The 25,487-nt window shown below is 69.3% G+C and carries 17 protein-coding genes; 15 read left to right on the forward strand and 2 right to left on the reverse strand.

Going from position 1 to position 25,487, the window contains the following annotated elements; all coding sequences use genetic code 11:
* The 8 genes from ACTWQI_RS15195 to ACTWQI_RS15230 all read left to right on the forward strand — a co-directional run.
* On the forward strand, positions 1-641 hold a 641-nt coding region (locus ACTWQI_RS15195; RefSeq protein ID WP_443270751.1), incomplete at its 5' end, for a zinc-binding dehydrogenase.
* Positions 642-752: 111 nt separating this feature from the next.
* Positions 753-1,748 carry a hypothetical protein gene (locus ACTWQI_RS15200; protein ID WP_443270753.1) on the forward strand — a complete coding sequence of 332 codons (996 nt, stop codon included), beginning with the start codon at positions 753-755 and terminating at the stop codon, positions 1,746-1,748.
* A 5-nt stretch (positions 1,749-1,753) separates the two neighbouring features.
* On the forward strand, positions 1,754-2,860 hold the full coding sequence (gene chvE / locus ACTWQI_RS15205; RefSeq protein ID WP_443270755.1) for a multiple monosaccharide ABC transporter substrate-binding protein: 1,107 nt from the start codon (positions 1,754-1,756) through the stop codon (positions 2,858-2,860).
* Entirely contained in the window at positions 2,857-4,398 is a 1,542-nt protein-coding gene (mmsA, locus tag ACTWQI_RS15210) for a multiple monosaccharide ABC transporter ATP-binding protein (protein ID WP_443270756.1), read from the forward strand. Before chvE ends, mmsA begins: the two co-directional genes overlap by 4 nt.
* Before the next feature lie 5 nt (positions 4,399-4,403).
* On the forward strand, positions 4,404-5,639 hold the full coding sequence (mmsB, locus tag ACTWQI_RS15215; RefSeq protein WP_443270758.1) for a multiple monosaccharide ABC transporter permease: 1,236 nt from the start codon (positions 4,404-4,406) through the stop codon (positions 5,637-5,639).
* A 54-nt stretch (positions 5,640-5,693) separates the two neighbouring features.
* Entirely contained in the window at positions 5,694-6,845 is a 1,152-nt protein-coding gene (locus ACTWQI_RS15220; RefSeq protein WP_443270759.1) for an aldose epimerase family protein, read from the forward strand.
* Between the two features lie 53 nt (positions 6,846-6,898).
* Positions 6,899-9,175 (forward strand): alpha-xylosidase, encoded by a 2,277-nt coding sequence (gene yicI, locus ACTWQI_RS15225; RefSeq protein ID WP_443270760.1) that lies wholly within the window; start codon positions 6,899-6,901, stop codon positions 9,173-9,175.
* A gap of 121 nt (positions 9,176-9,296) precedes the next feature.
* The gene (locus ACTWQI_RS15230; protein WP_443270762.1) at positions 9,297-9,998 is read left to right on the forward strand and encodes a cinnamyl alcohol dehydrogenase; all 702 of its coding nucleotides are present in this window, start codon (positions 9,297-9,299) and stop codon (positions 9,996-9,998) included.
* A gap of 150 nt (positions 9,999-10,148) precedes the next feature.
* Here ACTWQI_RS15230 and ACTWQI_RS15235 read toward each other — a convergent pair whose 3' ends face one another.
* Positions 10,149-13,037, reverse strand: a complete 2,889-nt coding sequence (locus tag ACTWQI_RS15235) for a glycoside hydrolase family 3 C-terminal domain-containing protein (protein ID WP_443270763.1) — start codon at positions 13,035-13,037, stop codon at positions 10,149-10,151.
* A gap of 346 nt (positions 13,038-13,383) precedes the next feature.
* On the opposite strand from ACTWQI_RS15235, the gene ACTWQI_RS15240 reads away from it, so the two are divergent.
* The 7 genes from ACTWQI_RS15240 (at position 13,384) to ACTWQI_RS15270 (ending at position 24,358) form a co-directional block, all read left to right on the forward strand.
* The gene (locus ACTWQI_RS15240) at positions 13,384-15,057 is read left to right on the forward strand and encodes an extracellular solute-binding protein (protein ID WP_443270765.1); all 1,674 of its coding nucleotides are present in this window, start codon (positions 13,384-13,386) and stop codon (positions 15,055-15,057) included.
* 1 nt (position 15,058) lies between these two features.
* Positions 15,059-16,111 carry an ABC transporter permease gene (locus tag ACTWQI_RS15245; protein WP_443270767.1) on the forward strand — a complete coding sequence of 351 codons (1,053 nt, stop codon included), beginning with the start codon at positions 15,059-15,061 and terminating at the stop codon, positions 16,109-16,111.
* Positions 16,108-17,037, forward strand: a complete 930-nt coding sequence (locus tag ACTWQI_RS15250) for a carbohydrate ABC transporter permease (RefSeq protein ID WP_443270769.1) — start codon at positions 16,108-16,110, stop codon at positions 17,035-17,037. The genes ACTWQI_RS15245 and ACTWQI_RS15250 overlap by 4 nt, the downstream gene beginning before the upstream one ends.
* A gap of 99 nt (positions 17,038-17,136) precedes the next feature.
* Positions 17,137-19,431 carry a 1,4-beta-glucanase gene (locus ACTWQI_RS15255; protein WP_443270771.1) on the forward strand — a complete coding sequence of 765 codons (2,295 nt, stop codon included), beginning with the start codon at positions 17,137-17,139 and terminating at the stop codon, positions 19,429-19,431.
* Positions 19,431-21,407, forward strand: coding sequence for a beta-galactosidase (locus ACTWQI_RS15260; protein WP_443270773.1), 1,977 nt, complete (start codon positions 19,431-19,433; stop codon positions 21,405-21,407). Before ACTWQI_RS15255 ends, ACTWQI_RS15260 begins: the two co-directional genes overlap by 1 nt.
* Positions 21,404-23,605 carry a glycosyl hydrolase family 95 catalytic domain-containing protein gene (locus tag ACTWQI_RS15265; protein ID WP_443270775.1) on the forward strand — a complete coding sequence of 734 codons (2,202 nt, stop codon included), beginning with the start codon at positions 21,404-21,406 and terminating at the stop codon, positions 23,603-23,605. The genes ACTWQI_RS15260 and ACTWQI_RS15265 overlap by 4 nt, the downstream gene beginning before the upstream one ends.
* A 30-nt stretch (positions 23,606-23,635) precedes the next feature.
* Entirely contained in the window at positions 23,636-24,358 is a 723-nt protein-coding gene (locus ACTWQI_RS15270) for a glycoside hydrolase family 12 protein (RefSeq protein ID WP_443270777.1), read from the forward strand.
* Between the two features lie 66 nt (positions 24,359-24,424).
* Here ACTWQI_RS15270 and ACTWQI_RS15275 read toward each other — a convergent pair whose 3' ends face one another.
* Positions 24,425-25,438, reverse strand: a complete 1,014-nt coding sequence (locus tag ACTWQI_RS15275; protein ID WP_443270779.1) for a LacI family DNA-binding transcriptional regulator — start codon at positions 25,436-25,438, stop codon at positions 24,425-24,427.
* Positions 25,439-25,487 lie beyond the last annotated feature (49 nt).

Genomic DNA, 25,487 nt, shown 5'->3' on the forward strand with positions numbered 1-25,487 from the left:
ATCTGCTCCTGCCCGCCCGGCTGCTGCACCTCCTGCCCGAAGGCGCGGACCTGCGCGCCGCCGCCCTGCTGGAGCCCACGGCCGTCGTCGCCGCAGCGGTGCGTGCCGGGCACCCGCGCCCCGGGGAGTGCATCACGGTGGTCGGCGCGGGGACGCTCGGCCTGCTGGCGGTGCAGCTGCTCGTCGCCTATTCCCCCGCCGAGCTGAGTGTGGTCGACCCGCGGGCCGCACGTGGCAAGCAAGCACTGGACTTCGGCGCGAGCGAGGTGCACACGCCCGGCGAGGCCGAGTCCCTGGCCGGCCGCTTCGATCTGGTCGTGGAGACCGCCGGCGCGCCGACCACCGCGGCGTCCTCGTGCCTGCTGGCGCGCAGGGGCGGACGGGTCGTCCTCACCGGGATATTCGCTCCTGACGCCCAGGGCATCGACCCGGTGCACCTGTCGCTGAGCCAACTGGAGGTGCGCAGCATATTCGGCGCCCCGTCGTCCGCCTGGTTCGACGCGGTACGGGCGTTCGCCCTCGGGCTGATCGATCCCGCGCCGCTCATCACCCACGAGTTTCCGCTCGAGCGGTTCGGCGACGCCATCGCAGTAGTCGGCAGCGGCGATCCCACGGCCGGGAAGGTGCTGCTGCGGCCCTGAAGCCCTCCGCCGGTCCGGAGTACCCCCCCACTCCGGCTCCGGACCGGCGGAGACCAGAACCTCTTGCCGATCCACTCGAACCGCGTCCGAAATACCGAACATTGGAGTCCCGTGACTGCCCCGTCACCTCCGCGCCGGCCTGGCGCTGACGCACTCGCACGCATCGGCCATCCCTTCCCCGACACCGACCCTGCCGACGCCTCGCCCCACACCTTTCCCGACGGCGGCACCTGGCGCACCGAGATCCCCTCGGTGGAGGGCCCAGAGGCGCTGGCCATCGTGCTCAAGGAGAGTTCGCGCCTGGACGTGCCGGTCCACCGCATCAGCCAGGGCAGCGGCATCTGGATGCTGACCGACGCCGAGATCACCGAAATGGTGGAGTCCTGCGCGGAGCGGGACATCGAACTCTGCCTGTTCACGGGGCCCCGCGGCACCTGGGACATCGGCGCCTCCACTCGCACCGACTCGGGTGGCGCCGGGCTGCGCGCCCGCGGCCATGACGCGCTCGCCGGCTGCGTCGAAGACGCCCTGCGCGCGTCCGAGCTGGGGGTCAGGTGTTTCCTCGTCGCCGACGAGGGCGTGCTGTGGACCCTCCACCGGCTGCGCGCCGACGGCCTGCTGCCGGGCGACACCACGTTCAAGGTGTCCGCGCTCATCGGCCCGGTCAACCCCGCCTCGTACGCCGTCCACGAACGGCTCGGCGCCGACTCGCTCAACGTGCCCTCGGACCTGACCCTCGACCATCTCACCGAGATCCGCCGAGTCAGCCGGGCGCCGATGGACCTGTATGTCGAGGCGCCCGACGACCTCGGCGGATACATCCGGATGTACGAGGCGGCCGAACTGATCCGGCGCGGCGCGCCCCTGTACCTCAAGTTCGGGCTCAGCAAGTCGCCCGGCATCTACCCCTACGGCGCCCAGCTCCGCGAAACCACCCTCGCCACCGCCCGCGAGCGGGTGCGGCGCGGCCGCCTCGTCCTCGACCTGCTGGCCAGGCACGGCGCCGACACCGGCATGTCCCCGCCCGGCTCCCGCCTCCCCGGAGAGCTGACCCGCTTCCCCGACACCGGCCACCGCTTTCCCACCAGCACCGCGCACAAGGACTGATCACCATGCACACACGCCGAGCCGCACGCGCCGTCATCGCCGTGCTCGCCCTCTGTCTCCCACTGTCCGCCTGCGGCCAGAGCAGCACCGGCGGCAGCAAGGAGGACAAGGGCGGCAAGGGATCCACCATCGGCATCGCGATGCCCACCAAGTCGTCGGAGCGCTGGATCGCCGACGGCCGGAACATGGTGGAGGAGTTCAAGAAGCTCGGCTACCAGACCAATCTGCAGTACGGCGAGGACGACGTCGACCAGCAGGTCTCCCAGATCGAAAACATGATCACGAAAGGCGTCGACGTCCTGGTCATCGCCGCCATCGACGGCCGCGCGCTCTCCGACGTGCTCCAGCAAGCCGCCGACCAGGGCATCAAGGTGATCTCGTACGACCGCCTCATCCTCGGCTCACCGCACATCGACTACTACGCCTCCTTCGACAACGAGAAGGTCGGCGAACTGCAGGCCGGCTACATCGTCGACAAGCTCGGCCTGGAGGACGGCAGCGAGAAGGGCCCCTTCGACATCGAGCTGTTCGCGGGCTCCCCGGACGACAACAACACCCGCTACTTCTTTCAGGGCGCGTGGCAGGTCCTGCGGCCGTACATCGACAAGAAGCAGCTGGTCGTGCGCAGCAAGCAGACGAAGCTGGAGCAGATCACGACCCTGCGCTGGGACGGCGGGACCGCGCAGAAGCGCATGGACGACCTGCTCACCAAGGCGTACGGAAACGAGAGCGTGGACGCGATCCTCTCGCCGTACGACGGCATCTCCATCGGCATCCTGTCCGCTCTGAAGTCGGACGGCTACGGCACGAAGGCGAAGCCCTTCCCCGTCGTCACCGGGCAGGACGCCGAGGTGGCCTCGGTGAAGTCGATCATCGCGGGCCAGCAGACGCAGACCGTCTACAAGGACACGAGGGCGCTGGCCAAGCAGACGGTGCGGATGGCCGATGCAGTGCTGAACGACAAGCAGCCCGAGGTCAACGACACCACGACATACGACAACGAGAAGAAGGTCGTCCCCGCCTACCTGCTGCGCCCGGTCAGCGTCGACAAGACCAACTACCAGAAGGAGTTGGTCGACTCGGGCTACATCAAGGCGAGTGACCTGAGGTGACCGCTCCCATCCTCGAGATGCGCTCCATCGTCAAGACGTTTCCCGGCGTCACGGCGCTCTCCGACGTGACGCTGACCGTCGCGCCGGGCGAGGTGCACGCGATCTGCGGGGAGAACGGCGCGGGCAAGTCCACGCTGATGAAAGTGCTCAGCGGCGTTCATCCGCACGGCAACTACGACGGGGAGATTCTCTTCCAGGGCGAGCCGTGTGCCTTCAAGGACATCAGGGCGAGCGAGCGGCGCGGCATCGTCATCATCCACCAGGAGCTCGCCCTGGTGCCGTATCTCTCCATCGCCGAGAACATCTTCCTCGGCAACGAGCATGCCCGTCGGGGCGTCATCAGCTGGAACGAGACGCTGAGACACGCGGCCCGGCTGCTTCGGCGGGTGGGTCTCGACGAGCGCCCGCAGACCCGGATCGCGGACATCGGGGTCGGCAAGCAGCAGCTGGTGGAGATCGCCAAGGCGCTCTCGAAGAAGGTCAGGCTGCTGATCCTGGATGAGCCGACCGCCGCGCTCAACGACGAGGACTCCGCCAACCTGCTCGATCTGATCCTGGAGTTGAAGGACCAGGGCATCACTTCGATCATCATCTCGCACAAACTCAACGAGATCGCCCGGGTCGCCGACTCGGTCACCATCCTCCGCGACGGCCGGACCATCGAGACGCTCGACGTGAAGGCCCCGGCGACCACCGAGGACCGGATCATCCGGGGCATGGTCGGCCGCGACCTCGACCACCGCTTCCCCGAACGGACCCCGTACGGCGGCGATCCCGGCGACCGTCCCGCTCTGGAGGTGCGCGACTGGACCGTCCACCACCCCATCGACCACCAGCGCAAGGTCGTCGACCGGGTGTCCCTCACGGTCCGGCGGGGCGAGATCGTGGGCATCGCTGGTCTCATGGGCGCGGGGCGGACCGAACTGGCGATGAGCCTCTTCGGCCGCTCCTACGGCCACGGGATCAGCGGGACGGTGCTCAAGCACGGGGTGGAGATCCGCACCCGTACCGTGCCGGAGGCCGTCGGCCACGGCATCGCCTACGTCACCGAGGACCGCAAGACGTACGGGCTCAACCTCATCGACACCATCGGCCGCAACATCACCCTGTCGGCCCTCCCCAAGGTGTCGCGGCGCGGTGTGGTCGACGAACATGAGGAGACCCGAGTCGCCGAGTCGTACCGCAGAAGCATGAACATCAAGGCGCCCACCGTCTTCGAGCAGGTCGGGCGGCTCTCCGGCGGCAATCAGCAGAAGGTGGTGCTCAGCAAGTGGATCTTCGCGGGCCCCGATGTCCTGGTCCTCGACGAGCCCACGCGCGGCATCGACGTCGGCGCCAAGTACGAGATCTACACGGTCATCGACCGGCTGGCCGCCGAGGGCAAGGCGATCGTCCTCATCTCCTCCGAACTGCCCGAACTCCTCGGCATGTGTGACCGCGTCTACACGATGGCAGCCGGCCGGATCACCGGGGAAATCCCGCGGGCGGAGGCGACTCAGGAAGTACTGATGCGTCACATGACCATGGACAAGAGGTAAGTGAGATGGGCCCGGTCACCACCGACACCCCGCGCAGTGCCCCCACCCCGCCGGCACCCGCAGGGCCGGCCGTCGGCGCTCTGCTGCTGAACTCCGCGCGCCGCAACATGCGCCAGTACGGCATGCTCGTGGCGCTCGCGCTGATCGTCGCGCTGTTCGCGGTCTGGACCGACGGTGTACTGCTCCAGCCGAACAACGTCACCAATCTGATCCTGCAGAACAGCTACATCCTGGTCCTCGGGATCGGCATGATGATCGTCATCATCTCGGGCCACATCGACCTCTCGGTGGGCTCGCTGGCCGCCTTCGTCTCCGCCGCGTGCGCCGTGATGATGGTCGAGCACAACGTGCCCTGGGTGCTCGCGCTGGTGGTCGCCCTCGCCATCGGAGCAGCGGCCGGCGCCTGGCAGGGCTTCTGGATCGCGTACGTGGGGATCCCGTCGTTCATCGTCACGCTGGCGGGGATGCTGCTCTTCCGGGGCGGCACGCAGATCTTCCTCGGCTCGCGCTCGCTCGGCCCGTTCCCCGACGGCTTTCAGAAGATCTCCACCGGCTACCTCCCGGAGATCGGTCCGGCCACCAACTACCACAATCTGACCCTGCTGCTGGGCACGGGGCTGATAGCCGTCGTCCTGGTCCAGCAGGTACGCGACCGCCGCCGCCAGCAGGAGTACGAACTGGACGTGCTGCCCCGCGGCCTCTTCCTCGCCAAGTGCGCGGCCATGGCCGCCGCGGTCGCGGCCTTCACCCTGACGCTGGCCAGCTACCGCGGTGCTCCCGTCGTACTGCTGCTGCTGGGCGTGCTGCTCATCGGCTTCGGCTTCGTGATGCGCAACGCGGTCGTGGGCCGCCATGTGTACGCGCTCGGCGGCAACCGGGCGGCCGCGGAGCTCTCCGGCGTGAAGGACAAGCGGGTCACGTTCCTGGTCTTCGTGAACATGGGCGTGCTGGCGGCCCTGGCCGGCGTGGTCTACGCGGCCCGGCTGAACGCCGGTGTGCCGCAGGCGGGCGTCAACTTCGAACTGGAGGCGATCGCGGCCGCGTTCATCGGCGGCGCCTCCATGTCCGGCGGCGTCGGGACCGTGCTCGGCGCGGTCATCGGCGGTCTGGTCCTCGGCGTACTCAACAACGGCATGTCGCTCGTGGGCATCGGCACCGACTACCAGCAGGTCATCAAGGGTCTTGTGCTGCTGGCAGCGGTCGGGTTCGACGTCTGGAACAAACGCAAGGTCGGTTCGTAACACACACGCACGCACCACATCGGCAACGCTCGACCGTGAAGGAGCTGCACCGGCGTGAACAGCAGCAGACGTACGGTCCTGGCCGCCGCGGCGGCGGGACTCACGGCCATGATGACAGGCACCGGCACCGCACACGCTTCGGGAGGCAGCAGACCCGTGAAGGAGCTCTTCGGCACACTGGCCGACGGCACGAAGGTCCACCGCTGGTCGCTGGAGAACGGCGGCACCCGGATGAAGGTCCTCTCGTACGGCGGAATCGTCCAGTACCTGGAGGTCCCCGACCGGCGCGGTCGGCACGCCAACATCTCGCTCGGCTTCGACAACCTCGACGACTACGTCTTCTCCAGCCCGTACTTCGGGGCGCTGATCGGCCGCTACGGCAATCGCATCGCCAAGGGGCGGTTCACCCTGGACGGCACGACCTACCAGGTGCCCGTGAACGACGGTCCGAACAGCCTGCACGGCGGAGACCGGGGCTTCGACAAACGGGTCTGGGACATCGAGCCGTTCGCGCGGGGAACGGACGTCGGACTGGTCCTGTCGTACGTCAGCCCCGACAGGGAGATGGGCTACCCGGGCACGCTGCGGACGAAGGTCGTCTACACGCTGAGCCGCGGGGGCGACTGGCGGATCGACTACGAGGCCACCACCGACAAGGCCACCCACATCAACCTCACCAGTCACGTCTACTTCAACCTGGCCGGGGAGGGCAGCGGCACGATCGAGGACCATGAGCTGGCGATCGCCGCAGCTCGCTACACACCGGTCGACGCCACCCTCATCCCGACCGGCGAGCTCGCCCCGGTCGCCGGGACGCCGCTCGACTTCCGCGGGACCAAGGTGATCGGCGCGGACATCAGGACCGCCCACCAACAGCTGCTGTACGGCCATGGCTTCGACCACAACTATGTGCTCGCCAAAGGCGTCACCGCGGAACCGTCGCCGGTGGCGACCCTGCGCGACCCGCACTCGGGTCGCACCATGAGGATCGCGACGACCGAACCCGGGCTCCAGTTCTACAGCGGCAACGTCCTCGACGGCACGCTCGTGGGGACCTCCGGCCGGATCTACCGCCAGAGCGACGCTCTGTGCCTGGAAACCCAGCACTACCCGGACTCCCCGAACCAACCGCACTTCCCGTCCACGGTGCTGCGCCCCGGCGCCACCTACCGCTCGACGACCGTGCACACCTTCTCGGCCCGCTGAACCGCGCGAGACTGTAAAAACTCCACACTCACCTGCAGCGGGACGGAACCCATATGAAGTTCACCGAGGGCTTCTGGCTGACACGCGAAGGCGTCCGCATCTCCTGTGCCACCCAGGTGCGCGATCTTCATGTGAGCACCGACCACATCACCGCGTACGCCGCCGTGCAGCGCGTCCAGCACCGCGGTGACACGCTCAATGCGCCGCTCCTGACCATCGAGTGCTTCTCCCCCGCCGACGGTGTGATCGGGGTACGCGCCACCCATCACGCCGGAAAGGCGCACCACGGTCCGGACTTCGAGCTGCCGGGCGCCGACGGCGGGGCGTCCACGCACACCCGCCGAACGGGGAACGTCACCGAGCTCCGCAGCGGCCCGCTGACCCTCCGCCTCGACACAGCAGAGCCCTGGTCACTCGAGTTCGTCGACGAGGACGGCAGACGGCTGACCGCCGTCGAGCCCAAGGGCACCGCCTTCGCCACCACCGCCGACGGCGCCCACCACATGATCGGCCGACTCGCCCTCGGTGTGGGCGAGTCGATCTACGGACTCGGCGAACGCTTCACACCGTTCGTCAAGAACGGCCAGAGCGTCGACATCTGGCAGGCGGACGGCGGCACCAGCAGCGAACAGGCGTACAAGAACATCCCCTTCTACCTCTCCTCGCGGGGCTACGGCGTCTTCGTCAACCACCCCGGCAAGGTGTCCTTCGAGGTCGGCTCGGAGTCGGTCGGGCAGGTGCAGTTCAGCGTCGAGGACCAGTCGCTGGAGTACTACGTCGTCGCGGGTCCGACACCGAAGGACGTGCTGCGCCGCTACACCACGCTCACCGGGCGGCCCGCGCTCCCGCCCGCCTGGTCGTTCGGGCTGTGGCTGACGACGTCCTTCTGCACCTCGTACGACGAGGAGACGGTGACGTCCTTCGTGGACGGCATGGCCGAGCGCGACATCCCGCTCTCCGTCTTCCACTTCGACTGCTTCTGGATGCGCGAGTATCAGTGGTCCGACTTCCGGTGGGACCCGGAGGTCTTCCCCGACCCGGACGGCATGCTCGTCCGGCTCAAGGAGCGGGGGCTGAAGGTCAGCATGTGGATCAACCCGTACATCGCGCAGAAGTCGGGGCTCTTCGCGGAGGGCGCCCAGCACGGCTACCTGGTGAAGCGGCCGAACGGCGACATCTGGCAGTGGGACATGTGGCAGCCCGGCATGGCCCTGGTCGACTTCACCAACCCGGCTGCCCGCGCGTGGTACACGGACAAGCTGCGGGCCCTGCTCGACCAGGGCGTCGACTGCTTCAAGACCGACTTCGGGGAGCGCATCCCCACCGACGTGGTGTGGCACGACGGCTCGGACCCCCAGCGGATGCACAACTACTACACCCACCTCTACAACCGCACCGTCTTCGAACTGCTCCAGAAGGAGCGGGGGCACGGCGAGGCGGTGCTCTTCGCCCGCTCGGCCACGACGGGCGGCCAGCAGTTCCCCGTGCACTGGGGCGGCGACTGCTTCGCGTCGTTCAACGCCATGGCCGAGTCACTGCGCGGCGGCCTGTCCCTGAGTCTGTCCGGTTTCGGCTTCTGGAGCCATGACATCGGGGGGTTCGAGGGCACACCCGACCCGGACGTGTTCAAGCGCTGGCTGGCCTTCGGACTGCTGTCCTCGCACAGCCGACTGCACGGCAACGTGTCGTACCGGGTTCCGTGGGAGTTCGGCGAGGAAGCCGTCGCCGTGGCACGCACGTTCACGCGGCTCAAACACCGGCTGATGCCCTACCTCTACGCGGCGGCGGTGGAGGCGCACCACACCGGTGTGCCCGTGATGCGGCCGATGCTGCTGGAGTTCCCGGACGACCCGACGTGCCGGACCCTGGACCGCCAGTACATGCTCGGCCCGGACCTGCTGGTGGCGCCCGTCTTCACGGCGGACGGCGAGGTCGAGTACTACGTGCCCGAGGGGACCTGGACGCACCTGCTCACCGGCGAGACGCTGACGGGCCCGGTGTGGCGCCGCGAGACGCACGGCTTCGACAGCCTGCCGCTGTACGTCCGCCCCGGCGCGGTCCTGCCGCTGGGCGCGGACGACCAGCGCCCGGACGGGGACTGGCTGGACGGGCTGACCCTGCGGGTGTACTCGGGTGACGCCCGGTCGTCGTACGAGACCGAGGTGACGGTGCCCGACCGCACGGGGCGGACCGCGGCGGCCTTTCACGTCGTACGGGAAGGGGGTGCCGTACGCGTGACGGCGCGGGGCAGCCATGGGGCCTACCGGGTGGAGGTCGCGGGCGGCGAGTCGGCCGAGGGAACGGGTGAGGTGAGCGTGCCGGCCGGCTGAGGTGGGTCGACAGCTCCCCGTATGACGCCGCCGTGAGCAGCCGTTCGCTCCCTGTTGGACAGCCCGGCGGGCCCGCCACTACGGTGTGGGACTTCCATTGGCCCAGACCAAGGAGCAATGCGTGCATCACCGGCTGAAACGACGCATCGCGATACCCGTTGGCGCTGCCACACTCATGGGCGGTCTGGCGATCGCCGTGCTGGGCTTCCAGGCCTCAGGCAGTACGGGGTCATCGACCGCGAAGTCGCCGACGGACGGGTGGCGGAAGCAGAAGTTCACCTTCTCCCTGCACAAGCCGTGGAACAAGGAGCTTGATCAGCACTACCGATTCGACTCGGACTCGAAGACCCACAGGACGTGGGTCCACTCCACCGACGAGCCGCTGAAGAAGCGCAGCAAGACCGACCCCCGTACCGAGATGCGCTGGCACCAGGAATACACCAAGGGTCGGCACATGTGGGACGGCGACGTGTACATCCGGGAGGGGACGGACGGCCCGAGCTTCATGCAGATCCTGCGGGTCAAGCACCCTGAGGGCACGCCCGCCACCGACATCATGATGAACGCGTACGACCAGAACGGCGGCACCGTTAAGAGCTACAACGGCACCGTCATCAAGTCCGGCGTCTACAACAAGTGGTGGAACCTGAAGGTGGCGCACAACGCCACCACCGGAGAGATCAAGGTCTACGCCGACAACAAGCTGGTCCTCACGACCAAGGACCGGGGACCGGCGACCCGTCACTTCAAGAACGGCGTCTATCACCACGGGGACGGCAGGGCCGAAGCCCGCTTCCGCAACATCCGCTACTGGGTCCGATAAGCCTCGGGCCGGCCCCAGCCTGCTGATGAGCGCGTCGCTCCCCACCCGGCGGGGAACAGCCGGTGCTGTTCGAGGAGTGGCAGGCCCAGGCCGGTCGGCCCGGCACCACCACGCATCGGTGCCGGGCCGCCGTCGGCTTCTGCCGGACCCTCAACCGGAGAAGCCGAGGTGCGCGAGCCGCAAGGGGCCGCGCAGCTCGAGGCGCACATCGTGGACACCGGACACCGTGATCCCGGTGAACTCGGCGTCGAGGGTGCTGGAGTCGTAGGGACCGCCCGTCGCGGGCAGGTCGACGGCGGCCAGCTCCGACCCGTCGGTGAGCGTGACCCGGATCGAGCCGGGCTCCTGCGCCGCATACCGCAGCCGCAGCCGCCTCGTGCCTGGGCCGAAGTCGCAGCGCCGGTAGAGCAGTTCACCCGGCTCCGGGCCGGCCGGAGTCACGCAGTCGCCGGCCACCTTGGTCTCGTCGGCGATCACGGTGCCGCGCTGCTCGTCGTAGTCCACTGCCCCCAGGCCGTGCTCGAGGACAGGGCGCGGGAGCGCAGGCGTCGTCGGCGCACCGTCGACGTCGACGGTCACCGCGATGCGGATGTCCGCGCTGGAGGCCCCGACCAGGAACTCGTACCGACCGGGCTCCACGATCCAGCGGCCCTGTCCGACGTCCCAGAACCCGAGGTCGGTGATGGGGACGGTGAACTCCAGCCGTCGGGAGGCGCCGGGTGCGAGATGGATGCGGCGGTGCCCGGCCAGCTGGCGCCGGGGCCGCGGCACGGACGGGTCCACGGCCCGTGCGTAGAGCTGGGCGACCTCGTCGGCGGGGCGGTCTCCCGTGTTGGCGACCGTGAAGGCGACCCGTAGAGCGGCGCCTTCACGCACCACCTCCAATGTGTTGTACGAGAAGGAGGAGTACGACAGGCCGTGCCCGAAGGGGAACAGCGGCTCACCCTCGTAGTAGAGGTAGGTCTGCCGGGAGCCGATGATGTCGTAGTCGAGCATGCCGGACAGATCGGCGTCGGACCCGTACCAGGTCTGCGGCAGGCGGCCCGCCGGTGAGACGTCACCCGCGAGCACGCGCGCCAGCGCCGTCCCCGCCGCCTGGCCGCCGTGCGCGGTCCACAGCAGGGCGGGGAGCTCGGCGGCGGCCTCGGGGATCGCGTACGGATAGGACGACGTGAGAGCGAGGACCGTGCGCGGGTTGGCGGCGTGGGCGGCGCGCCACAGCCGGTCCTGATGCTCCGGCAGGGCGAGGGTGGTGCGGTCCTCGGTCTCGCGGCCGTTGATGTGCGGGTCGTTCCCTGCGACGACGATCACCACGTCCGCCTGGGCGGCGGCGCGCGCAACGGCATCCTCGCCGCGCTCGATGATCTCGATCTCGAAAAGGTCGCCCCGGTCGGCAACCTTCACCCCGTCGGCGGCGACTGTGACGTACCGACCCGTCCCCATGTGCCTCAGGAGGTGGCCCCGGCCTTGCTGTTCCGTCCCTTCCTGCTGTCCCGTGCCGTTCGGGCGCTCCAGTCGGAAGGTCTCCTGGACGACCCAGCCGCCCGGCTGGTCGGCGGAGGCGCGCACGTATCCGTCGTCCGCCACCGAGAGGTGGCGGCCATCAGGGGCGCGCAGGGTGAGCAGCCCGTCGCCCCAGTCGACCAGGGCCAGTTCGGTGCCGGCCGCGTCTGTCGTCAGCGGCGGCAGATCCGTGCGCCCGGCGAGAAGGGCGGGGTCAAGGGCTCCTTCGGCGCCGCGCACCCGGTCCTCGGGATCGGTCTCGAGCACCCGCAGCCGCCCGGCGGCGCAGCTGATCCGTATGCGGTCGGCGCCTTCCGCATACACCACGTTCTGCGTGCCGAACCGCATCCGCAGGCCGTCCAGCGGGGTGGAGAGGTGGATCAATGTGCCGCTGTACCAGTCGAGTTTGCACGCGTCGGCGAGCAGCCCGATCACAGCGATCCTGCTGTCACCGGACGCGGCGAGCGGCAGCAGTCCGTCGTTCTTGAGCAGGACCACGGCCTGTTCCGCGGCTTCCCGGGCGAGTTCCCGGTGGGCCGGGGTGTCATGGTCCCGCACGTCGGCATAAGGGTCCTGCTGCGGGTCGAACTCGCCCAGTCGGAAGCGGACATGGAGCTGGCGGCGCACGGCGGTGTCGATGTCGGCTTCGCTGATCAGGCCTTGCGCGAGGGCGCCACGGAGTCTGGCGACGATGGCCGTGCCGTCGGTGCCGTGGTCGGTGAAGCTGTCCACGCCCGCGAGCAGTGCGGCGGCCGTGGCGTGTTCGTGGAGTTCGAAGTAGTGCTCGGAGTCGACCAGGTTGGAGGGGGCCCCGGCGTCGGAGCAGACCAGCAGATCCTGGTCGGTCCAGGTGCGCAGCTGTGTCCGCAGATAGGGCGAGAGGTGGTTGGGCCGGCCGTTCACGAGGTTGTAGGCGGGCATCACTCCCGCCACCGAGCCCGCCTCGACGGCGCCGCGGAACGCCCGCAGGTCGTACTCGTGCAGGACACGCGGCCGGACGGATGCGGACGACGTGTCCCGGTCCGTCTCGTTGTTGTGGGCCAGCCAGTGCTTGAGCACGGGGGCGGTGCGCCAGTACACGGGATGATCGCCGCGCAGTCCTCGGGTGTACGCGCCGGCGATCGCGGAGGTCAGTTGCGGGTCCTCCGAGTAACCCTCTTCGTTGCGGCCCCACAGGGGGTTGCGCAGCAGATTCACCGTCGGCGCCCAGATGTTCAGGCCGACTCGGTCGTCACGGGCGCGCATGGCCCGGGCCTCGGTGGCCACGGCCGCGCCGACTCGGCGTACGAGATCCTCGTTCCATGTGGCGCCGAGCCCTACCGCCTGCGGGAAGACGGTGGCCGGGCCCATCCAGGCGACGCCGTGCAGGGCCTCCTGACCCGTGCGGAACGCGGCCAGCCCCAGGCGCTCCACGGCGGGCGCGAACTGGTGCAGCAGCGTGATGCGTTCGTCGGTCGTCAGACGGGCGAGCAGGTCGTCGACGCGCTTGCGGAACGGCGCCTCAGGGTCGTGGAAGAGTGGTCGGTCGGCGGTCACGTGGGATTCCCTTGCGAACGTGGGAGAAGAGATCCTCGAAGCGCTTCGATGCTCAGGGCGCGGGGCCCGGAGTGTCAAGTCACCCTGCAGCGAACCTCCATGACGCGCCAAGCCCATGGGGGAAGCCGACTACCCAACCACCGGCACAGAACTCCGAGGAATCTTGGACACCACCCTTGTGCGGTCGGGTCGGTTCACTTAGCCTCGCACCCGAAATCGAAGCGCTTCAACAGATAAGCGCGCAGTGCCGGTTGAACCCGCTTCTCACCAGACACAGCAGCCGACCGGCGACTCGCCGGGTGTCCTGGCGCGCCACAAAGGATCCGCGCCCGAAGGGTTGACGCACATGACGCCGAACTCCGCCTCCGGCCGTCCCAGCCGGAGAAGTTTCCTCGCCTCCACGGCGGTCGCCGCTGCCGTGGTGTCCGGCGGGGCGCCGCTGCTCACGTCCTGCGGCGGCTCCGGCGGCTCGAAGAACGAGGGCACCACGTACGGCAAGAAGCTCAAGGGTCTGCTGCCCGCGTACGTGGCCTCACGTGCCGTCACCCCGGACATCCCCAGCAAGAACGGTTCGGCGGCCGGCTTCCTCACCGCCGAGCCCGCCGACAAGCTCGCCGTCTCGGTGCCGAAGAAGCTCGGCAAGGGCGGCGAACTCACCGTCATGGCGCCGCTGTGGGGCACCTCCCCCAAGGCCGGCAACCCCTACTGGACCGCGATGGACGAGGCCGTCGGCGTCAAGGTCACGTGGCAGAACCAGGACGGCGTCACCTACGGGGCGAAGCTCGGAGCAGTCCTGGCCTCCAGCTCCATACCGGACGTCGTGGTCGTTCCCGGCTGGGAGCTGAACGGCAAGATCCCCAGCGGCATCAGCAACAAGTTCGCCGACCTCGGCCCCTACCTCTCCGGCGACAAGGTCAAGGAGTACCCGAACCTCGCCGCCATCCCCAGCCCCGCCTGGCAGCGGTCGGTCTTCGGCGGCAAGCTGCGGGGTCTGCCGATGCCCACCGAGGCGGCCCCCGGCATCGCGCCCTTCTACCGGGCCGACCTCTTCGAGCGGAAGGGATACCAGCCGCCCACCAGCACCCAGGAGTTCTACGATCTCTGCAAGGAGATCAGCGCTCCGAAGAGCAAGGTGTGGGCCTGCGCCGACATGTCCTGGGCCGCGTACAACTTCTTCGGTGTGCTGCCCGCCAAGCCGAACTACTGGAAGCTCGTCGACGGCAAGCTCGTCAACCGCTGCGAGACCGACGAGTACCTGGAGGCCCTGGAATGGGTCCGCTCGCTCTTCTCGGCGGGCTTCGTCCACCCCGACGCCAAGGCCGAGCAGGGCGACCTGGGCAACCTCTTCGCCTCCGGCAAGATCTGGATGTACAACGCGAACATCTCCGACTGGTACGGCAAGACGGTGGTCCAGCGCCTCGACCACCCGAAGTTCGAGATGGCCGCGATGGACTACTTCGCCCACGACGGCGGCAGGCCCACCCTCTACAACGCCGCGCCCGCCGATATCTGGTGCTTCGTCAACAAGAACGCCGACGCAAGGACGATCAAGGACATCCTCGCCCTCGCCAACTACACGTCGGCCCCGTGGGGCACCAAGGAGCAGCGTCTGAAGGCGTACGGCATCGAGGGCACCCACCACACATTGAAGGACGGGGTCCTCACGAAGACCGCGCAGGGCAACAACGAGGTCTTCGCGACCTACGAGTACATCGCCTCACCCGCCCCCTTCCGCGCCTGGCCGGACCACCCCGACGTGGTCAAGGGCGTGGTGGAGTGGCAGCAGCGTCAGGGCGCCCACTGCACCAAGCCGCTCTTCTACGGCATGCAGATCCAGGAGCCCAACCGGTACGCCGAGCTCCAGGCCCAGTTCGAGGACCTGGAGAAGGACATCGTGCGCGGCCGTAAGAAGATCGGCGACATGCAGCAGGCGGTATCCGACTGGAAGTCGCGCGGCGGCGACAAGCTCCGCGACTGGTACAAGAAGCTGCTCGACGAGACCGGCAGCTCGGCATCCTGACATGACACACGGCACGACCGACGTGCGCGGCGCCGCTCCCGAGCAGCCGGGAGCGGCGCCCCCGCCCGCGACACGCACCCGTAAGGACAGGGGCGGGACCGGGACCGGGACCGGCAAGACCGCCGGAGGCATCACGCTGCGTCACCGCCTCAGGCGCGACCGCGTCCTGATCCTGATGACGCTCCCCGCCATGGTGCTCCTGCTGGTCTTCAACTACGTACCCCTGATCGGCAACATCGTCGCCTTCCAGGACTACGACCCGTACATCTCGGACAACGCCTTCCAGGCGATCCTGAACAGTCCGTGGGTGGGACTCGAACAGTTCCAGCGCATGGTCGAGGACCGGCTGTTCTGGCAGGCCGTGCAGAACACGCTCGCGATCTTCCTGGTGCAGCTCACGCTGTTCTTCCCGGTCCCGATCCTGCTCGCACTGTTCATCAACAGCTTCGTCCGGCACCGGGCGCGCGCAGTCGCCCAGGCGATCCTCTACCTGCCGCACTTCTTCTCCTGGGTGCTCGTCGTCACGATCTTCCAGCAGATGTTCGGCGGCGCCGGCCTGCTCGCCCAGACGCTGCGCGACCACGGCCATGAAGGCATCGACCTGATGACCAATCCAGGCCTGTTCAAGTTCCTGATCACCTTCGAGATGATCTGGAAGGACGCGGGCTGGGGCGTGATCGTCTTCCTCGCCGCGCTGGCCACGGTCAGCCCCGACCTGTACGAGGCGGCGGCGATGGACGGCGCCAACCGCTGGCGCAGGATGTGGCACATCCAGCTGCCTGCGCTCCGCCCGGTGGTCGCGCTGCTGCTCGTTCTCCAGGTCGGCAGCGCACTCACGGTGGGCTTCGAACAGATCCTGCTCCAGCGCGCCGCCGTCGGACCGACCGCATCCGAGGTGCTGGACACCTACGTCTGGAACGTCGGCATCCAGTACGGCGACTTCAGCTACGCCGCCGCGGTGGGCGTCATCAAGGGAATCTTCGGTCTGCTGCTGGTGCTGGCGGCCAACAAGGTCGCGCATCTCATGGGCGAGCAGGGGGTGTACAAGCGATGAGCCAGATCGTCGGAACCATGGAAGGCCGGTTCGTACGGGGGCGGCTCCGCCCGGCGTGGGAGGAGGAGCCGGCGAAGGCCGGACTCGCCTCCAAGGGCGTGGTGCTCGTCCTGGTGTGCCTCGCCATCCTCTTCCCGCTCTGGGTGGTGATCGTCACCAGCCTTTCCTCGGTGAAGACCATCACCGAGACCGGCGGTCTGGTGGTGATCCCGAAGGGCATCACCTTCATCGCGTACAAGGAGCTGCTCGGCGGCGGTCAGGTGACCAGGGCGACGCTGGTGAGCATCGGCGTCACCACGGTCGGCACCCTCTTCAGCATGACGGTGTCCATCTTCGCGGCCTACGGGCTCTCCCGCAGGGGATCGGTGCTGCACCGGGCGTTCCTGCTGTTCATGCTCGCCACGATGTTCTTCAGCGCCGGGCTCATCCCGACCTATCTGGTCGTGCAGGGCCTGGGACTGACCAACACGTATCTCTCGCTGATCCTGCCGAGCGCGCTGAGCGTCTTCAACATCCTGGTGCTGCGGGCGTTCTTCATGAGCACCGCGCAGGAGCTGATCGAGAGTGCGCGCATCGACGGGGCCGGGGACTTCCGCATCCTGTGGCAGATCGTCATGCCACTGTCCCGGGCCCCGATCGCCGTGATCACGCTCTTCTACGCGGTCGGCTACTGGAGCGCCTGGTTCAACGCCTCGATCTACATCAGCGACCCGGACATGCTGCCCCTGCAGAACATCATGAATCAGCTGGTGATCAAGCAGGAGCGTCCGACCGGCCTGGCCCAGGTCATCAACACGGGGCAGCTGTCACCCCTCGCGATCCAGATGGCCGTGATGGTGCTCGCGCTCCTGCCGGTCGCCGTGCTGTCGCCCTTCGTCCAGAAGCACTTCAAGGCCGGGATGCTCACCGGCGCCGTCAAGGGCTGAGTCCATCCAGCCCCCGAATCTCCGCCGTGCCCGGCTGTTCCCCCCCACCTCCCGCCGGGCACGGCGGACTCCACCTCGCCCAAAGGAGCGATGCCTGCCATGCCGCTGCCCAGTCGGGGACCCGCTCCCCGCAGAAGAGCCGTACTCGCCGCCGCCGCAGCGACCGCCGCACTGACCGCCTTGCCCTCGGTCCAGGACAGGGCGCACGCCGCCGGCGCACAGGGCGTTGCCCCGCGGGACGGAGACCGGCGGTACCGCTGGCGCAACGTCGTCATCGGCGGCACCGGGTTCATCACCGGCGTGCAGTTCCACCCCAGGGTGTGCGGGCTCGCCTACGCGCGCACCGACATCGGCGGCGCCTACCGCTGGGACCGGCAGCGGGCGCGCTGGATCCCGCTCATCGACCACTTGGGCTGGGACGACTGGAACCTGCTCGGCGTCGAGGCCGTCGCCGTCGACCCCGCACACGCCGACCGGGTCTACCTCGCCCTTGGGACATACGCCCAGAGCTGGGCGACCAACGGTGCCGTCCTCCGCTCGGAGGACCGGGGAGCCACCTGGAAGCGGACCGACCTCGACGTCAAGCTCGGCGCCAACGAGGACGGGCGCGGCACCGGCGAGCGCCTGCTCGTCGACCCGCGCGACAGCGACACGCTGTGGCTGGGCACCCGGCACGACGGACTGCTGAAGTCCACGGACTTGGGCGCGACCTGGGCGGAGGCGGCCGGATTCCCGGCCGCGCCGTCGGCCACCGGCCAGGGGGTTACCTTCCTCGCCGCGGCGGGGCGGGTGCTGTACGCGGGCTGGGGCGACGGCGGAGACGCCAACCTCTACCGCAGCAAGGACGGTTCGAGCTGGGAGGCCGTCCCCGGACAGCCCTCCGGCGAGTCCGCCAAGGTGCCGATCCACGGCGCGTACGACTCCGGGACGCGCGCCTTCTACGTCACCTACGCCAACGCCCCCGGCCCCAACGGTCAGTCCAACGGCTCCGTGCACAAGCTGGACACCGCCACCGGCAGCTGGACGGACATCACGCCCGTGAAGCCGGGCGGTACCGCTCCTGGGGGTACGCCCCCAGCTAACGCCGGGGGTGCCCCCACCCAGGCCGAAGGCTCTGGGGGAGGCTCCGCCGACAACTTCGGCTACGGCGGTCTCGCAGTGGACGCCCGCCACCCCGGAACGCTGGTGGTCTCCACCAACAACCGCTGGGAGGCCGTCGACACCCTCTTCCGCTCCACGGACGGCGGAAAGACCTGGCTCTCTCTCCAAGACCAGGCTGTCATGGACGTATCCGACACCCCCTTCCTCAACTGGGGCGAGAAAGAACCCAAGTTCGGCTGGTGGATCCAGACCGTCGCCATCGACCCGTACGCCTCGAAGCACATCGTCTTCGGTACCGGGGCCACCCTGTATGCCACCGACGACCTCGTACACTGGGCTCCGAAGGTCCGCGGCCTGGAGGAGACCGCCGTACGCCAGCTGGTCTCGCCGCCGACCGGCAAGGCCCACCTGATCAGCGGCCTCGGCGACATCGGCGTCATGTACCACGACTCGCTGACCGCGTCCCCCTCCAGGGGGATGGCCACCAACCCGGTCTTCGGCTCCGCGACCGGCCTCGCGCTGGCGGCGCTGCGTCCCTCCTACGTCGTACGGGCAGGCTGGGCCTCCGGCAAGAACGGTGCCTACTCCCACGACGGCGGAAAGAGCTGGGAGCCCTTCGCCGCCCAGCCCGAGATCGCCGCCTCCGCCCCCGGACCGATCGCCACGAACGCGGACGGCAGCGCCCTGCTGTGGTCCTTCGTCCACTGGGACGGCACCCGGCACCCCGGCTTTCGCTCCACCGACAACGGCAAGAGCTGGGCCGAGGTCGCCACCTTCCCCAAAGGCGACGTCCCAGTGGCGGACCCGCTCGACCCGTCCCGGTTCTACGTGTACGACACCGCGAACGGGGTCGTGTACTGCTCCACCGACGCCGGTGCGACCTTCACCAAGGGCGCCGAGGGGCTGCCCTCCGGCGACACCCAGTTCCGTATCGCCGCCGCCCCCGGACGGACCGGCGAGCTGTGGCTGTCCGCCAAGTCGAACGGCCTGTACCGGTCGGCGGACGGCGGGAAGACCTTCACCCAGGTCACCAGCTGCCGGGCCGCCTACAGCCTCGGCTTCGGCAAGGCCGCCACCAAGAACGGCTACCCCGCGATCTTCCAGGTCGGCTCCGTCGCGGACTTCACCGCCGTCTACCGCTCCGACGACGAGGGCAGGACCTGGATCCGCATCAATGACGACGCCCACCAGTGGGGCTGGATCGGCGAGACCATCACCGGCGACCCCCGCATCCACGGCCGCGTCTACCTCGGCACCAACGGCCGTGGCATCCAGTACGGAGACCCCGCCTGATGCCCGCCCTGAGCGACGCCACGCGCGGCCGCCTGCTCTTCGGCGGCGACTACAACCCCGAGCAGTGGCCGGAGGAGACCTGGCTGGACGACCTGCACCTCATGAAGGAGGCTCGGGTCAACTCCGTCACCCTCGGCGTCTTCTCCTGGTCGAAGCTGGAGCCCCGTCCCGGCGCCCGGGAGTTCGGCTGGCTCGACCGGCTCATGGACCTCCTCCACGCCCACGGCATCGGCGTCGTGCTCGCCACTCCGACCGCCTCGCCCCCGCCGTGGATGGGCGCCCGATACCCGGACACGCTGCCTCGGGACGAGAACGGGCAGGTCGTGTGGTGGGGTTCGCGCCAGCAGTTCTGCGCCTCCAGCCCGGTCTACCGGGAGTACGCGGCCACGCTCGCTGAGGACCTCGCCGCCCGTTACGCCGGCCATCCGGCTCTCACCGTGTGGCACATCAACAACGAGTACTGCACGTACTGCTGGTGCGACGAGACGGCCCGGCACTTCCGCCGGTGGCTGCGCGCCAAGTACGGCACACCCGACGCGCTCAACGAGGCCTGGGGCACCGCCTTCTGGAGCCAGCGCTACGACGCGTGGGACGAGATCATTCCGCCGCGCCGCGCCCAGTACATGAGAAACCCGGCCCAGGTCCTCGACTTCAAGAGGTTCACGTCCGACGCCCTGATGGAGTGCTACCTCGCCGAACGGGACATCGTCGCCGCGCACACCCCGCACATCCCGGTCACGACCAACTTCATGCCGTTCTGGTCCGGCCTGGACGCCTGGACCTGGGCCGAGCAGGAGGATGTCGTGTCGATCGACATCTATCCGGACCCCAAGGACCCGCTGGCCGGCCAGTACAACGCCATGCTCGGCGACATGACGCGCTCCCAGGCGCGCGGTCCGTGGGTGTTGATGGAGCAGGCGGCGGGCCCGGTCAACTGGCGCGGTGTCAACCACCCGAAGCCGCGCGGGCTGAACCGCTTGCTGTCCCTGCAGTCCGTGGCGCACGGTGCCGACGCCATCTGCTACTTCCAGTGGCGGCAGTCCCGGCAGGGCGCCGAGAAGTTCCACTCCGGGATGGTGTCACACGCGGGCGAACACGGCCGCACCTTCCAGGAGGTCAAGCGGATCGGCGCGGACCTCGCCCTGCTCGGCGAGGTGGTCACGGGCACCCAGGTGCACGCCGACGCGGTGCTGCTGCACGACTGGAACTCCTGGTGGGCGGGCCGGCAGGACGGGCGACCGTCCTCCCGGGTCGAGTATGAACAGCTGGTACGCGCCTGGCACCAAGCCTTGTGGGAGTCCGGCATCACGGCGGCCTTCGCCCACCCCGAACAGGACCTCACCCCGTACAAGCTCGTCCTGATCCCTCACCTGTACCTGCTCACGGACGCCGCGATCGCGAACCTCCTCGCCTTCGCACGCGGCGGTGGCACCGTCGTCTGCGGCTTCCTGACCGGCGCGGCCGACGCCGACGACCGGATCCGCCCGGGCGGTATGGACGTGCGGCTGCGGGAGCTGTTCGGCATCGGCATGGTCCACGAGTGGTGGCCGCTGGAGGAGGACGAGACCGCGGACTGCGGCGACTTCCGCGGCACGCTCTGGTCCGAGGAGCTCGAGGCCGCGGCGGGCGCGGAAACGGTCGCCGCGTACCAGGGCGGAGAGCTCGACGGCCTGCCCGCCGTGCTGCGCAACGGCCGCGCCTGGTACCTCTCCACGGTCCCCGAGCCAGCCGCCCTGCGTCATCTGCTGGCCGATGTCGCGGACCGAGCGGGCGTGCGGCCGGTGCTCGACGGCCTTCCGGAAGGGGTGGAGGCGGTGCGCCGGGGTGACCTGCTCTTCGTCCTCAACCACGGTTGCGACCGGGTGACCGTGAACGTGCCGGGCCATCACCTCGATCTGCTCACCGGTGTACTGACCGGGGGCACGCTCACGCTGGGCCGCTACGGGGTGGCCGCGCTGCGCGAGGACATGCCGTGATCCACGGCACCTGGGAGCCCCGGCCCGCCGCCCGCTGGGAGGACGCCTTCCTCAGCGGCAACGGCAGACACGGCGCCATGATGTACGGCGACCCGAACGATGAACGGGTCGTCGTCACGCACCACTCCCTCGTCCGGCCGGACGGCGGCGAGTACGCCCGGCCACCCCGCCTCGCCGACGACCTGACGGCACTCCAGGACCGGTTGCTCGCCGGCGACCTGGCGGCCGCGGAGCGGTTCACCGACGGGCGGGCCCTGCAGCGGGTCCAGCCCTTCCATCCCGCCTTCCAGGTCCGGCTGCGGCGGACCGCCGGGCAGTGGCGGCGCTATCGGCGTGCGGTCGACTTCGCCAGCGGGGTCGCCGAGACGCGGTGCCGAGGGTGGCACCACCACCGAGTCTTCGTCTCCCGTGCGGACGACGTGATCGTGCAGTACGTCACCGGTGGGGCGCTCACCGTCGACCTCGGCCTGGACGTGCGGCTTCCCGGCGTCGCGGACCGGTTGGCGGTCGGTCACGGTGCGGCGCTCAGCGCCGAGGGAGCACTGCTCACCCTTCGGGCCCGCTACCCGGACAGCGACCGCGCGTACACCGGAGTCACCCTCGCCGTCATCACGGGAGGCCGGACGACGATCGCCGAGCAGGGCGTGTGTGTCGCCGGCGCCGCGTCGATGCTGCTGCTCACGCGGGTGCGGAGGCACACCGGTGAGCTCGATGTGCTCGCCGAGGCGGAGGCGCTGCGGGCCCTGCTGCCGGCCGGGAGCGAAGCCCCGGCCCCGTATCCGCTGCTGCTGTCCCGCCACGAGGAACTGCACCGCACCGCCTACGAACGGGTGACGCTGGACCTGGGGGCCAACCCGTCGGAGCGGGGCCTGCCGGGCTCCGAGCTGCTGCGCCGCCCCAAGAGCCCCGCCCTCCTCGAGCGGCTCTTCGCCGCAGGCCGCTATCACCTGCTCTCCTCGGCGGGGACGCTGCCGCCGCGGCTGACCGGTCTGTGGACCGGCGACTGGAACACCGCCTGGTCCGGGGCGTTCACCACCAACGCCAACCTCAACCTCCAGACCGCCTCGGCCGCGACCGCCGCCCTGCCCGAGGTCACCGAGGCCCACGCCGCCCTGGTGTACAGGCAGTTGGTGGACTGGCGGGACAACGCCCGCGCTCTGTTCGGCGCACGGGGCATCGTCGCCCCCGCCCACACCGACGGCGAGTCCGGGCACACGTACCACTTCCACCGCGAGTACCCGCACCACCTGTGGACCGCGGGCGCCGACTGGCTGCTCAAACCGCTCGTCGACCACGACGAGATGCGCGGCGAGCGGGACCCGCGCCTCGCCGCCGCGCTGAGCGAACTGGCCACCTTCTACCAGGACTTCCTGAGCCGCACGGACCCGGACGGTCACGTCGTGATCGTCCCCTCGTACTCGCCCGAGAACCGCCCCGCGAACGCGAGCTGGGGCACCCTCAACGCAACCATGGACATCGCGGCGGCCCGGCACGCCCTGCTCACCGCGGCCGCCTACAATCCGGGCGCCGACGCCGACCGCTGGCGTGCGCTCGCCGACCGACTGCCGCCCTACCGGGTCAACGACGACGGCGCGCTCGCCGAGTGGTCCTGGCCCGGCCTCGACGATGCGTACGACCACCGGCACCTCAGCCACCTCTACGCCGTGTGGCCCCTGGAGGAGATCAACCCCTACGACACGCCGGAGCTGGCCCGTGCCGCCCATCGCGCGCTCGAACTGCGCGGCGCCGAGAACGACTCCGCGCACGGACATCTCCACCACGCTCTGGTCGCGGCTCGCTTGCACGACACCGCCCGGGCAGCGGCGTGCCTGGAGCACCTTCTGACCGGCGACTTCTTCCACACCTCTCTCATGAGCACGCACTATCCGGCACGCGACGTCTACAACGCGGACGCCGCGCACGCACTGCCCGCGCTGCTGATCGAGATGCTGGTGCAGTCGACACCCGGGCGCCTGGTGCTGCTCCCCACCCGCCCCGCCGCGTATCCCCAGGGCCGGATCACCGGCATCCGCACCCGCTTCGGAGCCGTGGTCGACCTGACCTGGAGCCTCGACACCGGCACGGCCGTCGTCCGGCCCACCCGCACCCTCCGCATCGAGCTACGGACCTCGGCCGGCACGCAACTGCTCGACCTGCGTGCCGGCGAAGACTGCGTCCTCACCCTGGGACCGCAGTAGCCCGTTCCCTCACCCATGGAAGGGACAACCATGGCACGACGACAACGCTCGCGGACGCGTCGCAGGTTGACGCTGATCGCCACTCCGGTGGCCGCACTGGGAACCCTGATCGGACTCGTCTGCGCTCCCGCGCAGGCCGCGGTCTGGAACAGCTGCGACCGGTGGGGCAACACCGCCCTGAACGGCTACACGCTCTACAACAACATCTGGGGTTCCGGCGCCGGAAGTCAGTGCATCTGGGCCAACTCCGGTACGAACTGGGGCGTCTGGGCCAACCATCCCAACACCGGCGGCATCAAGTCGTATCCCAACGCCAAGAAGGTGGTCAACAAGTCGATCACCTCGCTGTCGTCGCTGCGCAGCAGCTACAACGTCACGGTGCCGTCGTCGGGCGCGTACAACTCGTCGTACGACATCTGGGACACCGACTACGACTACGAGATCATGCTCTGGATGAACTACAACGGCGCTGTCGGTCCCCTCGGCAGCTTCCAGGGCAATGTCTCGCTCGGCGGGCACAGCTGGGCGGTCTACAAGGGGGACAACGGTGCCAACCAGGTCTTCTCCTTCCTGCGCAGGTCCGACTCCACCTCCGGCACGGTGGACATCCTCCCGATCCTGAGGTGGATCAAGGACACCAAGCACTGGATGGGCAACGAGACCATCGGTGACGTCCAGTTCGGCTACGAGATCACCTCGTCCTCGGGCGGGATGAACTTCGTCACGAACAACCTCACCGTGTCGTCGAGCTGACGCCGGAGGGGCGGCCCCGCACCCGGGGCCGCCCCTTCCCGCTGCTGCACATGAGCGCGGGCGGCGTCAGTGGCCGGGCCCCCTCGGCCCGGTGCTCTCCCGCACGGTCAACTCCGGCTCCAGTAGGACGACCTCGTCGGCACCCTGCCCCCTGAACTTGGCGACGACCTGCTCGACCGCGTGCCGCCCCATCTCCTGCGCCGGCACGGCGACCGCGGTGAGCGGGACGGAGGCGTGTGCGGCCACCTGGTCGGGGCAGATGGCCATGACCGAGACGTCCTCGGGCACGGCACGGCCCTGCTGCCGCAGCAGGGCGAGCAGGGGGTCGGTCGCGGCCTCGTTCTGGACGACGAAGGCGGTGGTGGCAGGGCGCTCGTCGTAGATCCGGGCGAGCGTGGCGGCGACGGCGGCGTAGCTCCCGTCACAGGGGCGGTGCAGCAGTCGCAGGCCCAGCTCGGCGCTGCGCTCGCGCAGTCCGCTCAAGGTCCGTACGGCGAACCCGGTGTGCCGTTCGTAGACGGCCGCCGCCTCGCCGATGACGGCGATCTCCCGGTGGCCCTGCGCGGCCAGATGCTCCGCGCAGCGGGCACCGGCCGCGGCGAAGTCCAGGTCCACACAGCTCAGTCCGGTGGTGTCCGCCGGCAGCCCGATCAGTACGGCCGGCCGCTCGGTCAGCCGCAGCATCGGCAGCCGGTCGTCGTCCAGCTCCACGTCCATCAGGATCATCGCGTCGGCGAGGGCACTGCCCTCAATCCGGCGGACCGCCGCCTGCCCCTCCTCCCCGGTGAGCAGCAGTACGTCATAGCCGTGCTTCCGGGCGGTCGTGGCGACGGCGAGGGCTATCTCCATCATCACCGGGACATACATGTCGCTCCGCAGCGGCATCATGAGGGCGATGATGTTCGACCGGCTGCTGGCGAGTGCCCGGGCGCCCGCGTTGGGGTGGTAGCCGAGCTCCGCGATGCTGCGCTCGACCCGCTCACGCGTAGAGGCCGAGATCGACCGCTTGCCGCTGAGGACGTAGCTCACGGTGCTGGCGGAGACTCCGGCATGCTGAGCTACATCGGCGAGGGTGACCATCGGATCTCCTGGACTGACCGGACACTTTGTGAAGCGCTTCGATAGTGGT

This window comes from Streptomyces sp. KR80, from assembly GCF_052245555.1.
Classification (GTDB): domain Bacteria; phylum Actinomycetota; class Actinomycetes; order Streptomycetales; family Streptomycetaceae; genus Streptomyces.

Coding starts and splice junctions, on each gene's coding strand:
- chvE (WP_443270755.1), top strand. CDS start 1,754: ATGCACACACGCCGAGCCGCACGCGCCGTCATCGCCGTGCTCGCCCTC.
- mmsB (WP_443270758.1), top strand. CDS start 4,404: ATGGGCCCGGTCACCACCGACACCCCGCGCAGTGCCCCCACCCCGCCG.
- yicI (WP_443270760.1), top strand. CDS start 6,899: ATGAAGTTCACCGAGGGCTTCTGGCTGACACGCGAAGGCGTCCGCATC.
- ACTWQI_RS15240 (WP_443270765.1), top strand. CDS start 13,384: ATGACGCCGAACTCCGCCTCCGGCCGTCCCAGCCGGAGAAGTTTCCTC.
- ACTWQI_RS15245 (WP_443270767.1), top strand. CDS start 15,059: ATGACACACGGCACGACCGACGTGCGCGGCGCCGCTCCCGAGCAGCCG.
- ACTWQI_RS15250 (WP_443270769.1), top strand. CDS start 16,108: ATGAGCCAGATCGTCGGAACCATGGAAGGCCGGTTCGTACGGGGGCGG.
- ACTWQI_RS15255 (WP_443270771.1), top strand. CDS start 17,137: ATGCCGCTGCCCAGTCGGGGACCCGCTCCCCGCAGAAGAGCCGTACTC.
- ACTWQI_RS15260 (WP_443270773.1), top strand. CDS start 19,431: ATGCCCGCCCTGAGCGACGCCACGCGCGGCCGCCTGCTCTTCGGCGGC.
- ACTWQI_RS15270 (WP_443270777.1), top strand. CDS start 23,636: ATGGCACGACGACAACGCTCGCGGACGCGTCGCAGGTTGACGCTGATC.
- ACTWQI_RS15275 (WP_443270779.1), bottom strand. CDS start 25,438: ATGGTCACCCTCGCCGATGTAGCTCAGCATGCCGGAGTCTCCGCCAGC.